The 13791-nt window shown below is 35.9% G+C and carries 15 protein-coding genes; 10 read left to right on the forward strand and 5 right to left on the reverse strand.

Annotation, left to right across the window (positions count from 1 at the left end; genetic code table 11):
* The first annotated feature begins 47 nt into the window (after positions 1-47).
* Positions 48-947 (forward strand): leucine-rich repeat domain-containing protein, encoded by a 900-nt coding sequence (locus tag ACQ76T_RS04550; RefSeq protein ID WP_431342150.1) that lies wholly within the window; start codon positions 48-50, stop codon positions 945-947.
* Positions 948-949: 2 nt separating this feature from the next.
* Here the strand turns inward: ACQ76T_RS04550 and ACQ76T_RS04555 are convergent, their stop codons facing one another.
* Complete coding sequence (locus ACQ76T_RS04555; protein ID WP_431342151.1) at positions 950-1273, reverse strand: translation initiation factor; 324 nt, start codon at positions 1271-1273, stop codon at positions 950-952.
* Between the two features lie 300 nt (positions 1274-1573).
* Here ACQ76T_RS04555 and gpmI point away from each other — a divergent pair, with 300 nt between their 5' ends.
* The 5 genes from gpmI (at position 1574) to ACQ76T_RS04580 (ending at position 6435) form a co-directional block, all read left to right on the forward strand.
* Positions 1574-3115, forward strand: coding sequence for a 2,3-bisphosphoglycerate-independent phosphoglycerate mutase (gene gpmI / locus ACQ76T_RS04560; RefSeq protein ID WP_431342152.1), 1542 nt, complete (start codon positions 1574-1576; stop codon positions 3113-3115).
* A 148-nt stretch (positions 3116-3263) separates the two neighbouring features.
* Positions 3264-4241 carry an acyl-ACP desaturase gene (locus tag ACQ76T_RS04565; protein ID WP_431342153.1) on the forward strand — a complete coding sequence of 326 codons (978 nt, stop codon included), beginning with the start codon at positions 3264-3266 and terminating at the stop codon, positions 4239-4241.
* Between the two features lie 99 nt (positions 4242-4340).
* Positions 4341-4772: a BT0820 family HAD-type phosphatase gene (locus tag ACQ76T_RS04570; protein WP_431342154.1), complete on the forward strand. Its 432-nt coding sequence runs from the start codon at positions 4341-4343 to the stop codon at positions 4770-4772.
* A gap of 86 nt (positions 4773-4858) precedes the next feature.
* Complete coding sequence (gene map, locus ACQ76T_RS04575; RefSeq protein WP_431342155.1) at positions 4859-5668, forward strand: type I methionyl aminopeptidase; 810 nt, start codon at positions 4859-4861, stop codon at positions 5666-5668.
* Positions 5668-6435, forward strand: a complete 768-nt coding sequence (locus ACQ76T_RS04580) for a class I SAM-dependent methyltransferase (protein WP_431342156.1) — start codon at positions 5668-5670, stop codon at positions 6433-6435. Before map ends, ACQ76T_RS04580 begins: the two co-directional genes overlap by 1 nt.
* 87 nt (positions 6436-6522) lie before the next feature.
* On the opposite strand, the gene ACQ76T_RS04585 is transcribed toward ACQ76T_RS04580, so the two are convergent.
* Entirely contained in the window at positions 6523-6855 is a 333-nt protein-coding gene (locus tag ACQ76T_RS04585; protein ID WP_431342157.1) for a DMT family transporter, read from the reverse strand.
* A gap of 274 nt (positions 6856-7129) precedes the next feature.
* The gene (locus ACQ76T_RS04590) at positions 7130-7693 is read right to left on the reverse strand and encodes a Crp/Fnr family transcriptional regulator (protein WP_431342158.1); all 564 of its coding nucleotides are present in this window, start codon (positions 7691-7693) and stop codon (positions 7130-7132) included.
* A gap of 409 nt (positions 7694-8102) precedes the next feature.
* Here ACQ76T_RS04590 and era point away from each other — a divergent pair, with 409 nt between their 5' ends.
* Together era and ACQ76T_RS04600 are read left to right on the forward strand one after the other, a co-directional pair.
* The gene (era, locus tag ACQ76T_RS04595) at positions 8103-8978 is read left to right on the forward strand and encodes a GTPase Era (RefSeq protein ID WP_422692018.1); all 876 of its coding nucleotides are present in this window, start codon (positions 8103-8105) and stop codon (positions 8976-8978) included.
* 66 nt (positions 8979-9044) lie between these two features.
* Complete coding sequence (locus ACQ76T_RS04600; protein ID WP_431342159.1) at positions 9045-9473, forward strand: DoxX family protein; 429 nt, start codon at positions 9045-9047, stop codon at positions 9471-9473.
* A gap of 63 nt (positions 9474-9536) precedes the next feature.
* On the opposite strand, the gene ACQ76T_RS04605 is transcribed toward ACQ76T_RS04600, so the two are convergent.
* Positions 9537-9686 carry a bacteriocin-like protein gene (locus ACQ76T_RS04605; RefSeq protein ID WP_431342160.1) on the reverse strand — a complete coding sequence of 50 codons (150 nt, stop codon included), beginning with the start codon at positions 9684-9686 and terminating at the stop codon, positions 9537-9539.
* A gap of 121 nt (positions 9687-9807) precedes the next feature.
* Between ACQ76T_RS04605 and ACQ76T_RS04610 the strand changes: the two genes are divergently transcribed.
* Together ACQ76T_RS04610 and ACQ76T_RS04615 are read left to right on the forward strand one after the other, a co-directional pair.
* The gene (locus tag ACQ76T_RS04610) at positions 9808-12210 is read left to right on the forward strand and encodes a prolyl oligopeptidase family serine peptidase (protein ID WP_431342161.1); all 2403 of its coding nucleotides are present in this window, start codon (positions 9808-9810) and stop codon (positions 12208-12210) included.
* Between the two features lie 76 nt (positions 12211-12286).
* Positions 12287-13021 (forward strand): hypothetical protein, encoded by a 735-nt coding sequence (locus ACQ76T_RS04615; RefSeq protein WP_431342162.1) that lies wholly within the window; start codon positions 12287-12289, stop codon positions 13019-13021.
* A 31-nt stretch (positions 13022-13052) separates the two neighbouring features.
* Here ACQ76T_RS04615 and ACQ76T_RS04620 read toward each other — a convergent pair whose 3' ends face one another.
* Positions 13053-13742 carry an HAD family hydrolase gene (locus ACQ76T_RS04620; RefSeq protein WP_431342163.1) on the reverse strand — a complete coding sequence of 230 codons (690 nt, stop codon included), beginning with the start codon at positions 13740-13742 and terminating at the stop codon, positions 13053-13055.
* Positions 13743-13791 lie beyond the last annotated feature (49 nt).

The following is a 13791-nucleotide window of genomic DNA, read 5'->3' on the forward strand; positions in this document are numbered from 1 at the left end:
TAATTTCTTTCTGGCGGCAACGAAGTTGCCGCCAGATTTCTATCTCTATGAAAAAACTGATTTTACTTATTTCCATACTGTCACTTTCCCAGATCAATGCACAGATTGATCCTGTTAAATATCCTACTTTTACTAATATTGAAGAGGCTTTAAAAAGTAAAAAAACGGTCTACAGCATCAGTTTTCGGGAAAAAGGAATGTTCAATCTTCCTCCACAGATTACCCAACTGGATTCTGTGTTCTTTCTGAATATTATGGCCAATAAGCTTGAAAAAATGGATCAGGAACTGTTTGCATTAAAGGCACTTGAAATTCTCAACGTCAACGAAAACAGTATTAAATATATTCCAAACGAAATAAGCCAGCTTACAAAACTGACGACGTTTTCTATGAATCTCAACAGTCTGACAAGTATTAATCCCAATCTTGCAAAACTTCAACGCTTAAAAGTTGTACATTTTGATGCCAATAATCTGAATGTTTTTCCAGAAGCATTAATGAAAATTCCAGCTTTGGAAGAAATTAATTTGCAGGGAAATCAGATCAGTTTCATTGCGGATGGATTGAATAAGATTACCAATCTGAAATTTTTGAACCTATCAGATAATCAGATCAATGATTTAGGCAATTTATCTTTTCCTAAAAACCTAAAATACCTTGAACTGCAGCAGAATGCTATCGTAAAACTTCCGGAAAACCTATTCAAAGCCAAAAACCTTGAATTTTTGAACGTAAGCGGAAACCAGATCACGGAAATTTCATCCCGAATAAAAGGATTGAAAAATATAGTCAGTATGAATCTTGCCAACAACAATCTAAAAGATCTTCCCGTAGAAATTCAACAGCTTAAAAACCTGAAAACATTGATTCTTACAGGAAATCCTATAGAAAAAAATACCATTGAAAATTTAAAAGCCTTACTGCCGGAAACCCAGATTTACTTCTAAACCTATCCGCCTACACGTTTGGTTTTATAACCCATTTCTTTAAGGATATCCATAATTTTATCACGGTTGTCACCCTGAATGATAATCGTTCCATCCTTTTCAGAACCGCCTATTCCTAAGGTGGTTTTTATTTTCTTTGAGATTTTTTTAAGGTCATCTTCACTGCCTTCCCAGCCTTCTACAATGGTGACAGGCTTACCATTTCTTCCCTTTTTTTCAAATTTGCATACCAAAGGTTCCTTTTGCTTGAACTCTTCTTCAGGCATTTCAAAATCCTGCTCATCATGATCAGGAAAAAGATTCTTCAATTGATCTCGTAAATCCATACCGCAAAATTAAAAAGATTTACCGATTTATGAAGGTAAATGAAGATGAATTTTTAGGATTTCCCCGTGTCAAGGTTTAAAACCTTGACACGGGGAAACTGGTTAGAAATATTCTTTTGAACGCAAAATCATCTCAATATCATAAGTCAGCGAGAAAACAAGCAATACGAATTAAGCCTACTTTTCATACAATAATTTTAAAAGCAATTCATTGATGATCAGTAATCAATAAAAATCGAGTCTTCAAATTCTTCTATTCATAGGAAATTCGATAAATTTGTCTAACAAAAGTTTTACAAAATGTCAAAAAAAGCAATACTGGCAATCCTTGACGGATGGGGATTAGGAACAAACCCTGACGTTTCCGCAATAGATAAAGCAAATACACCATTTATAGACAGCTGCTACCAGAAGTTTCCGCATACAACACTTGAAGCAAGCGGTTTGGCGGTAGGTCTTCCGGAAGGGCAGATGGGAAATTCCGAGGTTGGGCATATGAACCTTGGAGCTGGAAGAGTAGTGTATCAAAATCTCGTGAAACTTAATATGGCTGTTGAAAACGGAACTTTAGGACAGGAGAAAGCCATTCAGGATGCTTTTGAATATGCCAGAAAAGAAAACAAAAAAGTACACTTTATCGGATTGGTTTCCAACGGAGGGGTACACTCACATATCAATCACTTAAAAGGATTACTTACTGCTGCCAAAGAATTTGGTTTGAACGAAAATGTTTTTGTTCATGCTTTTACTGACGGTAGAGACTGTGATCCTCATTCAGGACTTGGATTCATTGATGAGCTTCAGCAGCATATGGCAGCCACTACAGGAAAGCTGGCTACCGTTGTAGGAAGATATTATGCAATGGACAGAGATAAAAGATGGGAGCGTGTGAAGCTGGCTTATGATGCCTTAGCAGAAGGAATAGGAGAACAGACTACCGATGCCTTAGCTGCTATTAAAACGTCATATGACAATAATATAACCGATGAGTTTATTAAACCCATCATTTTAGTCAATACAACAGAAACAGGAAATATAGTTCCGGTAGCAAGAATTATTGATAATGATGTGGTGATCTGTTTCAATTTCCGTACAGACAGAGGGAGAGAAATTACAGAAGTTCTTTCACAAAAGGATTTCCCTGAATATTCTATGAAAAAACTGAATCTGTATTATATTACATTAACCAACTACGACAAAACTTTCCAGAATGTAAAAGTGGTTTTTGATGAAAATGTTTTAACAGAAACTATGGGGGAAGTTCTTGAGAAAAATGGAAAAACCCAGATCAGAATTGCCGAGACAGAAAAATATCCTCACGTCACCTTTTTCTTCTCAGGAGGAAGAGAGCTGGAATTCAACGGAGAAAAAAGATTACTGTGCCCAAGTCCGAAAGATGTTCCTACTTACGATTTAAAACCGGAAATGTCTGCTTACGACATCACCAATGCTATCGTACCAGAATTGGAACAGGGAACGGCTGATTTTGTATGTCTGAACTTTGCCAATACTGATATGGTAGGTCATACAGGGGTTTTTGAGGCCGCAGTAAAAGCCGCAGAAGTAGTAGATGAGTGTATCCAAAAAGTAGCGACTGCCGCGTACGAAAACGGATATGCAGTTTTCATCCTTGCAGACCACGGAAACTCAGATGTGATGTTGAATCCGGATGGAACTCCAAACACTCAGCATTCAACCAATCTGGTTCCTTTCATCGTAATGGATAAAGATCATACATGGAACCTAAAACCAGGTAAACTGGGCGATGTAGCGCCTACCATACTTAAAGTAATGGGCGTAGAAAAACCAGATGCTATGACAGGTGACATTTTAGTTAGCTAAAATTCAATAATAATTATAAAAAAATGCCGTTATTATCATATATCGGCATTTTTTTATGATTTATGTCAGATAAGGTATGAGATGCATACTTTATTATGCTTTAAATAATAAATAAATCATATCTTTGCTGTTTAAAACTGAATAGAAAATGTATCAAAAGCTTGTTAGGAAAGAAGTAATGGGAATATTGGAAAAGGAAGTAGGTTCTTTTCTTGATAAATTTTTAACGCCAATTGAAAAAATATGGCAGCCTTCCGATTACTTGCCAGATCCTTCAAGCGAGGAATTCAAACATGATCTAGAAGAAATTCAGACTTTTGCCCGCGAGATGCCTTATGATCTTTTTGTAACGCTTATCGGAGACTGTATTACTGAAGAAGCTCTACCTTCTTACGAATCCTGGCTAATGGGAGTAGACGGAATTAATCAGGAAGAAAAAGTGGGCTGGGCCAACTGGGTGAGAGCTTGGACGGCAGAAGAAAACAGACACGGAGATCTACTGAACAAATATCTTTACCTGTGTGGAAGAGTGAACATGAGAGAAGTTGAAATTACAACTCAATATCTGATCAACGACGGTTTCGATTTAGGAACAAGCATGGATCCTTACAGAAATTTCATTTACACAAGCTTCCAGGAAACGGCTACCAATATCTCCCACAGAAGAGTAGGAACATTGGCAAAACAATCCGGAAACGGAAAGCTTGCTAAAATGTGTGGAGTAATTGCCGCAGATGAAGCAAGACACGCTAAAGCTTACAAACATTTCGTAGCGAAAATCCTTGAAATAGACCCTTCAGAAATGATTCTTGCATTCGAAGATATGATGCGTAAAAAGATCGTTATGCCGGCTCACCTGATGAGACAGTCAGGACAAAAGGCAGGCGAACTTTGGGGACACTTCTCAGATGCGGCACAAAGATGTATGGTATACACAGGTCAGGATTATATCAATATTATGAAAGACTTATTGGACGAATGGAAGATTGAACACGTAAAAGGTCTTACCGAAAAAGCTGAAAAAGCTCAGGAATACCTGATGAAGCTTCCGGCAAGACTACAGAAGATCACAGACAGAGTTTCTACTCCGGATCTTCAGTTCCAGTTCAGCTGGGTAAAGAGGTAATCTTTCCATCGTATCATTTAAATTATAAAAACTATTGAGTGCCTTTCTTTTGGGCACTCTTTTTATTTCTTATCTTTGCAAAGCTAAAAAAAGAACAAAATGTTAAATAATAAAAAAATTGCTGTTGACTTTGACGGAACTATTGTTGATGATGCCTATCCGGCAATTGGGAAAGCGAAAACTTTTGCATTCGAAACGCTAAAAAGGCTTCAGGCAGAAGGCTTCAGACTTATTCTTTGGACATACAGACATGGCAAAACTCTTGATGAGGCAGTTGAATTCTGTAAAAACAACGGAATAGAATTCTATGCCGTGAATTCCAGTTTTGAAGGAGAAATTTTTGATTCGGAAACGCAGTCCAGAAAATTAGATGCAGACTGGTTTATTGATGACAGAAACTTAGGAGGGTTCCCAGGATGGGGTGAAATCTACAATATTATTCAGGAAAGAATAGAATTCCGTGTAGAAGGAAAAGAAGTTCTTGCTTATTCAAAACTTAAAAAAGAAAAGAAAAAAGGACTTTTCTGGTAGTATAAAAATATAACAATTTAATAGTGTACCAATTTATCAATCAATATGGCTACACTGATATATTAATACATTGGTAAATTAATACAATGATTCAATTAAAAACGATAGACGAATTGCGTCTTATGAAGGAGAGTGCCCGTTTGGTTTCTAAAACATTGGGAATGCTGGCCAAAGAAATTAAACCTGGGATTACCACTTTATATTTAGATAAACTGGCTCATGATTTTATTAAAGATCATGGTGCAGAACCTGCATTTTTAGGATATGGAGGTTTCCCGAACTCACTGTGTATTTCTCCGAATGAGCAGGTGGTTCACGGTTTCCCGAATAATGATATTGTAAAAGAAGGTGATGTTCTTTCTGTAGACTGTGGAGTTATTCTTAATGGTTTTGTGGGAGATCACGCCTATACTTTTGAAATCGGGGAAGTGAAGCCCGAAGTTAAAAAAATGTTGCAGGTTACCAAAGAATCTCTTTACAAAGGAATTGAACAGTGTGTAAGAGGAAAAAGAATAGGGGATATTTCCCACGCTATTCAGGCTCACTGTGAAAAAGAAGGATATGGAGTAGTAAGAGAGCTTGTAGGACATGGCTTAGGAAGAAAAATGCACGAAGATCCACAGGTTCCTAACTATGGAAGACAGGGAAGTGGAAAAGTAATCAAAGATGGTTTGGCAATTGCTATTGAGCCTATGATCAACCTTGGAACAGAAAAAGTAAAGTTCCATAATGACGGCTGGACGGTAACAACTTTAGATAATTTACCTTCTGCTCACTTTGAGCACGATGTGGCGGTTATCAATGGTAAGCCGGTATTGCTTTCAACATTCGAATATGTATACGAGGCTCTTGGGATTGTAAGTGACGAAGAAAAGCAGTTCCAACTGGATTTTTAATGAAAAAGGTAACTAAACTTTTACTGAATAAAATTCCACGTCCGATGCTGATCAAGATGAGCATCTGGGCAAGACCTTTGATTTATCAGTTTTTCAAAGGAGAGAACTTCTATGATCCTATCGACGGAAGATCTTACAGGAAATTTCTCCCGTATGGATACGGAAAACAACGTGAGAATGCTCTTTCTCCGGGAACGTTGAGCCTGGAAAGACACCGTCAGATGTGGCTGTATCTTCAGAACGAAACTGATTTTTTTATTAAAAATTATAAAGTGCTGCACATTGCTCCCGAACAGGAATTTTTAAGGAAATTCAAAAGAATGAGCAATCTGAACTATATTTCTGCCGATCTTTATTCTCCCATTGTAGACGTTAAGGCCGATATCCTTAATCTGCCTTTTGAAAACGAAACGTTTGATATTGTTTTCTGCAATCATGTTCTGGAACATATTGAAGATGACGCAAAAGCAATGAGCGAGCTATACAGAGTCATGAAGCCTGGTGGTTGGGGGATACTTCAGGTTCCGATGAAAAACTCACTGGAAAAAACCTATGAAGACTTTACCATTAAAGATCCAAAAGAACGCCAGAAACACTTCGGACAGTACGACCATGTGCGCTGGTACGGAATGGATTATTTTGACAGATTGAGAAAAGCCGGCTTTGAAACAGATATCAATTTCTATTCAAAGAAGTTTACCGAAGAGGAAATCAAAAAATATGGGTTAAGACATAATGAAATCCTACCTCTGGTTTACAAGAAATAATAAGCAAAAATACATGAAAAACCGTCTCCTACTGAAGACGGTTTTTTTGTTTATTAGAGAGAAAGTTTTAGCCTTTTTTGAGTGACACTAGTGTGATGCAGATACTGCTTTCAGACCAACCACAGAACCGATAAGTGTTACGATGAAAAATATTCTCCAGAAACTTACAGGATCTTTAAAAAAGAAAATTCCCATCAGCGCTGTTCCTACAGCTCCAATTCCTGTCCATACCGCATAAGCTGTCCCGATTGGCAACGTTTGAGTTGCTTTGATCAGTAAAACCATACTTATTGTCATGGTAATCAGAAAGCCTGCGTACCAAAAATACATTTCAGTTCCTGAGGTTTCTTTTGCTTTTCCTAAACATGATGCGAAGGCGACTTCAAATAGTCCGGCAATTACTAATATTATCCAATTCATTATTTCAAATTTTTCTACTGCAAATTTCCACATTTGAAAAGAGAAAAAATTTTACAATTGTTAAAAAATGAAATTGAGAATATTTTTAAAGAATGGAAGATGGGAACTGGAGGTTTTGAATGAGAGGTTAAAAATGACAAAGAAAAGACAATCATCATATCAATAGAGGTGGACTTTAGTCCGCCCGCTCTCCATAATTATTCCTTTGGCTTTAGCACAAATGTAAATGAAGAATATACAATTTTTGAATCCTTAAATCTTTCCAGGGTAAAATTTATTTAATCTCCGCTCTTATTCTGCTTAAACTCACCTGAGTAATGCCAAGATAGGAGGCAATATAACCCAATTGAACCCTTTTCAAAAGGTCTGGCTGATAAGTAATGATATCTTTGTAACGTTCCAGTGAAGTTTTAAATTGTCTCGAAATAATAAGTTCTTCAGATTTGATCATCTCTGCTTCTGCCAATTTTCTTCCCCAGTTGGCAATATGAATATCTTCATTAAAAAGTTTTCGGAGACTTTCTGTTTCCAGAATATAAAGATCGCAGTCTTCCAGCAGTTCAATGCTTTCATAACCCGGTTTGTCTTCCACATAGCTTTTCATAGAAAGCACACACTGTCCCTCACTTCCAAACCAGAAAGTAATATCATTTTCCGCGGTAGAAGAATAAGCTCTTGCAATACCTTTACGGATAAAATATACATAAGGAATCACTTTATCAGCTTCCATCAGACAAAAACCCTTAGGATGGGAAATCTCTGTGATCTGTTCTTTTAAACTGGCTTTAGATGCTTCGGGAAGTACATAAATGGCATCAAGAATCTGGTCTATATTCATAAAAATGAATTCTAAAATTCAAAAATATCAGTTTTAAGTAATGCAATACAAAATTATCGGGTATTTTTTTATGTGAAATGTTTTGGGAGCTATGTCCCGAACCTTTAAAATGTCTTCTGTTTTCTTTACTCTTATAACACCATATTTGCGGATTTTATCTTTTGTAGAAAGAGTTAATTGATGATTTAACAGAAAAGCTGAAAGTACTTTACATAATTCATCATTAATGCCATTCATCGTCAACAATTTCCACTGAAGATTACATGAAATTAATAATAAAAGATTTTCGTCATTTCTTCCTCATCATGCCGTATTTTGAAATATAACTCTCTTTTTTCTTTTTAAATTTGAGATTAACGGTAAAGACCAATTTTGTTTTACTAACTTTGCAGTTCGTAATATTATTTTTATGCACAAAGCTGGATTTGTAAACATAGTTGGAAAGCCCAATGCCGGAAAATCAACACTCTTAAACCAATTAATGGGAGAGAAGTTGGCGATTGTAACGCAGAAAGCTCAGACAACCCGTCACAGAATTTTTGGTATTTATAATGAAGATGACCTTCAGATCGTATTTTCTGATACTCCAGGAGTATTAGATCCTAAATACGGACTGCAGGAGAAAATGATGGATTTTGTAAAAGATTCTTTGCAGGATGCTGACGTATTCCTTTTTATTGTAGATGTTACTGATAAGGCAGAGCCTTCAGAGTTTTTGATTGATAAATTGAATAAAATCCCTGTTCCTGTACTTCTTTTGTTGAATAAAGTAGACCAGACCGACCAGGCTGGCCTAGAAAAGCTGGTAGAAGACTGGCACAACAGAATTCCAAAAGCGGAAATTCTGCCTATTTCTGCTCTTAATGCTTTCAATACAGAAGTTATTCTACCAAAAATAAAATCTTTACTTCCTGAAAGTCCACCTTACTACGATAAGGATCAGTATACAGATAAACCCGAAAGATTCTTTGTAAACGAAGCTATTCGTGAGAAAATTCTTCTGAACTATGATAAAGAAATTCCTTATTCTGTAGAAGTAGTTACCGAGCAGTTTAAAGAAAAAGAGGGAATTATCTTTATAGATTCTATCATCTACGTAGAAAGAGATACTCAGAAAGGAATTATCATTGGTCACAAAGGTGAAGCCATCAAAAAAGTAGGAACAGAAGCAAGATTAGACCTTGAGAAATTCTTCTCAAAGAAAATTCACCTGAACCTATTCGTAAAAGTGAAAAAAGACTGGAGAAAGAACGACAGAGATCTTAAGAATTTCGGATACAGATAAACTAAAAGTGCTGAAACCCCTTTGTATTAAAAGATTTTTATTACCTTAGTCTAAATTTTTTAGTAAATGAACTATAACACTTCAAATTCGGGATCAATACTTAAAGATATTGTTTTGCTGGCTGTGAGGGTATTTGTAGGTTTTGCCATGCTTTCTCATGGTTTCCCTAAACTTCAGATGCTTTTGGCAGGTGGGAAAATTGAGTTTTTCGATTTTATGGGACTTGGCCCTCAGATATCATTAATTCTTACGGTTTTTGCAGAATTTGTTTGTTCTATTCTACTAATTTTAGGCCTTTTTACTAGGGTTTCATTAGGCTTTTTGATTTTTACCATGGGTATTGCTGCTTTTGTAGTACATGGAGCAGATCCCTTTGAAAAAAGAGAGATGGCCCTTATTTATCTTTGCATTTATCTTTTACTGATGGTAGCAGGAGCTGGGAAAGTATCCGTAGATCATATGATAGAAAGAAGAAAAAGAGCTTCCGACTGGTAGTTTATCATAATAACAATACACAATAAACAAGGCACTTCAGAATATGAAGTGCCTTTTCTGTTCTTAATAATTACAGTGAGGTAAGCAATCCCAGATCAGTTTTCCGTTTTCGTCTCTTACTCTGCAAGCCATATAGCCTGCATCACATAAAGGAGCACTTCCGCCGTTGATTGTTTTTAAATTAGCTTTTGATAATTTTCTTAAATTTTTCATATTGTTTGAATTTGGTTATCTAAAAATAATCAAAAAAATAAAATATGACACTAAAAAGAGTCTTATTTTTTATTTTCATAGATATTATTAAATTCACTACTTTCGTAAAAAATGAATTTATATGAAGATAAAACTGACAATTTGCCTTCTGGCATTTCTCAATTTTTATGATGCACAGGAGAATATTTCTTATCAGAAGCCACCCGCAGAGATTCTAAAGCTGGCTGACTACCAAAGGCCGCCAAGTGTCTTGATGAACAGCAAGAAAGACTGGGTTGTTTTTACTTATCGCCCAACCTATAAAACATTACAGGACCTCAATCAGCAGGAAATGAAATTGGGTGGTTTGAGAATCAATCCTGTGACCAATATTGCAAGCACGGTTACCTATCTCAATAATCTGAAAGTCAGAAAAATTAATGATAAAAATGAAGTTCAGGTAAAAAACCTTCCGGCGGACGTTAAAATTACTTACTTATCATTTTCACCGGATGAGAAAAAACTGGCTTTTACCAATACAACCAATAAAGGAGTTGAACTTTGGGTTGTAGATATGGAAACGGCTACAGCCAAAAAAATTACAGAAGACAATCTGAATGCAAATTTAGGATCACCTTATACGTGGTATAATGATTCTCAAAGTTTGTTGATTAAAACTCTTCCTCAGAGCAGACCTGCACTTATTGATTCAAGTAAAGATCTTCCTACAGGGCCCATTGTTTCTACAGCAGATGGAAAAGTTTCGCAGAACAGAACCTATCAGGATCTTTTAAAAAATCCTCAGGACGAAAAAAACTTTGAGACCCTTACTGCTTCTGAGATCTATAACGTAGATTTGAACGGAGCTCTTAAAAAGGTGAAAGATCAGGATATGTATTCCGGACTGAGTTTTTCTCCGGACGGAAATTATCTGATGGCAACCGTGATTAAAAAACCGTTCTCTTATATCGTTCCATTGAGCAGATTCCCGTCAACGACAACTGTATATGATGTAAAAGGCAATACAGTAAAGGTGGTAAACGAGGTTCCTCTGAGCGAAATAATGCCAAAAGGATTTTCATCAGTAAGAACAGGAAGAAGAAATGTAGTGTGGAGAAGTGATGCTCCTGCTACTTTGGTTTACGCTGAAGCCTTAGACGGAGGAGATCAGTCCAAAGCGGCAGAATATAGAGACGAAATTTTCACTTGGGAGGTTCCGTTTACAGCAGCACCAAAGTCGTTCTTCAAAGTAAAACAAAGATACGGTGGAGTAAGCTGGACAAACGATCATTATGCTATTGTATCAGAAGACTGGTATGACACTAGAAATACAAAATCTTTCCTTGTTGATCTGAATAATGGCGAATCCAAAGTGATTGAAGATAGAAATTCTCAGGATGTTTACAGCGATCCGGGGAGTTTTAATACCATTAAAAATCAGTATGGAAGATACGTCGTGGATATGAAAGGTGGAAAAGCATATCTTATTGGAGAAGGGTTTACAAAAGATGGACAGCATCCTTTTATTGATGAAATGGATGTTAAATCCCTGAAAAAGAAGAGGCTTTATACTTCCAGTCTTAAAAATGCTAAAGAAGCAATTATTGATATTCTAAATCCATCAAAAGGAGAAATTCTGACCACTCAGCAGTCTCCAAGCCAATATCCTAATTATTTTAAAAAGAATATCAAATCCAATAAGGCGGAGGCTGTAACCAATTTTGCCAATCCTTTTGAAAGCATAAAAGATGTTTATAAAGAAGTGATTACTTACAAAAGAAACGATGGAGTTACTTTAACCGGAACACTTTATCTTCCTGCCAACTACGACAGAAAATCAAAAAAAGAAAAGCTTCCATTACTGATCTGGGCTTACCCTACGGAATATAAAGATAAAAATACTGCAGGACAGAATACCCAGAATCCAAATGAGTTTACATTCCCGTCTTACGGATCTTTCATCTATTGGACAACCAAAGGATATGCGGTGCTTGATGATGCAGCTTTCCCAATTATTGGAGAAGGAAAAACAGAGCCTAATGACACTTTCATTCCGCAGTTGGTAGCAAATGCAGCTGCAGCTATTGATGCCGTAGATCAGTTGGGATATATTGATAGAAAAAAAGTTGCGGTAGGAGGGCATTCTTACGGAGCTTTCATGACGGCGAATCTTTTAACACATTCTAATCTTTTTGCTTGCGGTATAGCCAGAAGTGGAGCCTACAACAGAACATTGACACCATTTGGGTTCCAAAGCGAGCAGAGAAATTATTGGGATGTTCCGGAAATTTACAATGGAATGTCTCCGTTTATGCATGCTGATAAAATGAAGACCCCTCTTCTTTTGATTCATGGTGATGCAGACAATAACCCGGGAACTTTCACTTTACAGACGGAAAGATACTTCCAGGCATTGAAAAATTTGGGTGCTCCTGTAAAAATGGTTCTTCTTCCAAAAGAAGCCCATGGATACCAGGCTAAAGAAAATATCTTACACGTTTTATGGGAACAGGATCAGTTCCTTGAAAAATGTTTGAAGAAATAATAAACAGATACAAAACTCGTTCATATTTGGACGAGTTTTATTTTGAGAACTCAAGAAACTATGACCATCATTTTCAATGAAAAAAACAATTCTATTATTCCTGATTTCTGCCTCATGTTTTGGACAGTTATCTCCAAAAGTCAATGAATTATATCAGGAATTATCAAAAAGTAACCAGTATGAATCCAAGAACATAGGAATTGATGGTCATGAAAGTGAACTCTATAAAATTCATACAGAAATAGGTCAAATAGCAACCGATCAGGAATTGAAATTTATAGCTCTGCAGGGTAACGTTGTTGCAAAAACTTATATCTCCAATATCCTGATTTCCAGAAAATCAAAAGTATTAGAAGAAATATTTAAAAGATATTTAGAAACAAATGACTCTATTAAAATAAGATCAGGATGTGTTGGTTATCAGTCTTTTTTGGCAGATGAAATGTATAAGAGCATTGTATTTGAAAGAGAAAAAATAAAAAGAGCCAGATATTATAAAAAACTGAAAAATAAATTTCTTCATAGTAAAAAAAGACTCAACAGTTTTGACCTTGATATAATAGAATCTCTTAAAATAGAAACCCAATGGAAACCAAAGGAAATCGATTCTTTGCAATATAAACTAGATCAAATTGTTTTGGATAACAAAAAATCCTCTGAAGATATTGTTGATTTGATTTGTTCGTATTATTTAGATACAAAAATTAAGATTCCTTACTATAAAAAGATGATATATTTTGAAGAGAAATATAATTCTGAATATATTAAAGACTATTTGAAGTTTTGCAGATATGGAATTCTGAAAAAATAGAAACGCATTCAAATATGAACACGTTTCTATTTTATAAATAACCTAAAATTTCATTAATACTTTTTAGTTCCATGAATTTCTCATGTTCGAGATTAACTTCATGTTGCTCATGGCTCCACGTCACATGATAAGGAATATGAGCGGCTGAACCCCCAATTTCCAGAACAGGAAGGATATCAGACTTGATAGAATTTCCCAGCATGAGAAAATTTTCAGGCTGGCAATCCAAATGCTTTAATAGTTTTTGATAATCATTTTCTTTTTTATCACTCATGATTTCAATGTGATGAAAATACTCCTGCAATCCGGAATTTTTCAATTTGCGTTCCTGGTCCAGAAGATCTCCTTTTGTGGCAACTACCAATCTGTATTTTCCTTTTAAGCTTTCGAGCGTTTCAGTGACACCGCCCAGAAGCTCAATAGGTTTTTGAAGAAGTTCCTGGCCCAGCTCAACGGCTTTATTCACTAGCTGTAAAGACGCTGTGTTGTTGGAAACTCTGCCAATTGTTTCAATCATACAAAGCATAAAACCTTTCACGCCGTATCCGTATAAATGAAGATTTTTCATTTCTGTTTTGAATAACTCCTGAGACACCGTATGCTGAGGAAGATAATCTTCAAGCAACATACAGAATTCCTTCTCGGCTTCTTGGAAGTAAGGTTCGTTGATCCAAAGAGTATCATCAGCATCAAAAGCAATAGTCGTAATATGATTATTCATTTTTGTTTTGTAATTTTCTGGTCACAAAATTCAATAAAAAAACTCAATC

Origin of the sequence: Chryseobacterium sp. JK1 (assembly GCF_050632815.1) — a bacterium.
GTDB lineage: Bacteria > Bacteroidota > Bacteroidia > Flavobacteriales > Weeksellaceae > Chryseobacterium.

Coding starts and splice junctions, on each gene's coding strand:
- ACQ76T_RS04550 (WP_431342150.1), top strand. CDS start 48: ATGAAAAAACTGATTTTACTTATTTCCATACTGTCACTTTCCCAGATC.
- ACQ76T_RS04555 (WP_431342151.1), bottom strand. CDS start 1,273: ATGGATTTACGAGATCAATTGAAGAATCTTTTTCCTGATCATGATGAG.
- gpmI (WP_431342152.1), top strand. CDS start 1,574: ATGTCAAAAAAAGCAATACTGGCAATCCTTGACGGATGGGGATTAGGA.
- ACQ76T_RS04565 (WP_431342153.1), top strand. CDS start 3,264: ATGTATCAAAAGCTTGTTAGGAAAGAAGTAATGGGAATATTGGAAAAG.
- ACQ76T_RS04570 (WP_431342154.1), top strand. CDS start 4,341: ATGTTAAATAATAAAAAAATTGCTGTTGACTTTGACGGAACTATTGTT.
- map (WP_431342155.1), top strand. CDS start 4,859: ATGATTCAATTAAAAACGATAGACGAATTGCGTCTTATGAAGGAGAGT.
- ACQ76T_RS04580 (WP_431342156.1), top strand. CDS start 5,668: ATGAAAAAGGTAACTAAACTTTTACTGAATAAAATTCCACGTCCGATG.
- ACQ76T_RS04585 (WP_431342157.1), bottom strand. CDS start 6,855: ATGAATTGGATAATATTAGTAATTGCCGGACTATTTGAAGTCGCCTTC.
- ACQ76T_RS04590 (WP_431342158.1), bottom strand. CDS start 7,693: ATGAATATAGACCAGATTCTTGATGCCATTTATGTACTTCCCGAAGCA.
- era (WP_422692018.1), top strand. CDS start 8,103: ATGCACAAAGCTGGATTTGTAAACATAGTTGGAAAGCCCAATGCCGGA.
- ACQ76T_RS04600 (WP_431342159.1), top strand. CDS start 9,045: ATGAACTATAACACTTCAAATTCGGGATCAATACTTAAAGATATTGTT.
- ACQ76T_RS04605 (WP_431342160.1), bottom strand. CDS start 9,686: ATGAAAAATTTAAGAAAATTATCAAAAGCTAATTTAAAAACAATCAAC.
- ACQ76T_RS04610 (WP_431342161.1), top strand. CDS start 9,808: ATGAAGATAAAACTGACAATTTGCCTTCTGGCATTTCTCAATTTTTAT.
- ACQ76T_RS04615 (WP_431342162.1), top strand. CDS start 12,287: ATGAAAAAAACAATTCTATTATTCCTGATTTCTGCCTCATGTTTTGGA.
- ACQ76T_RS04620 (WP_431342163.1), bottom strand. CDS start 13,742: ATGAATAATCATATTACGACTATTGCTTTTGATGCTGATGATACTCTT.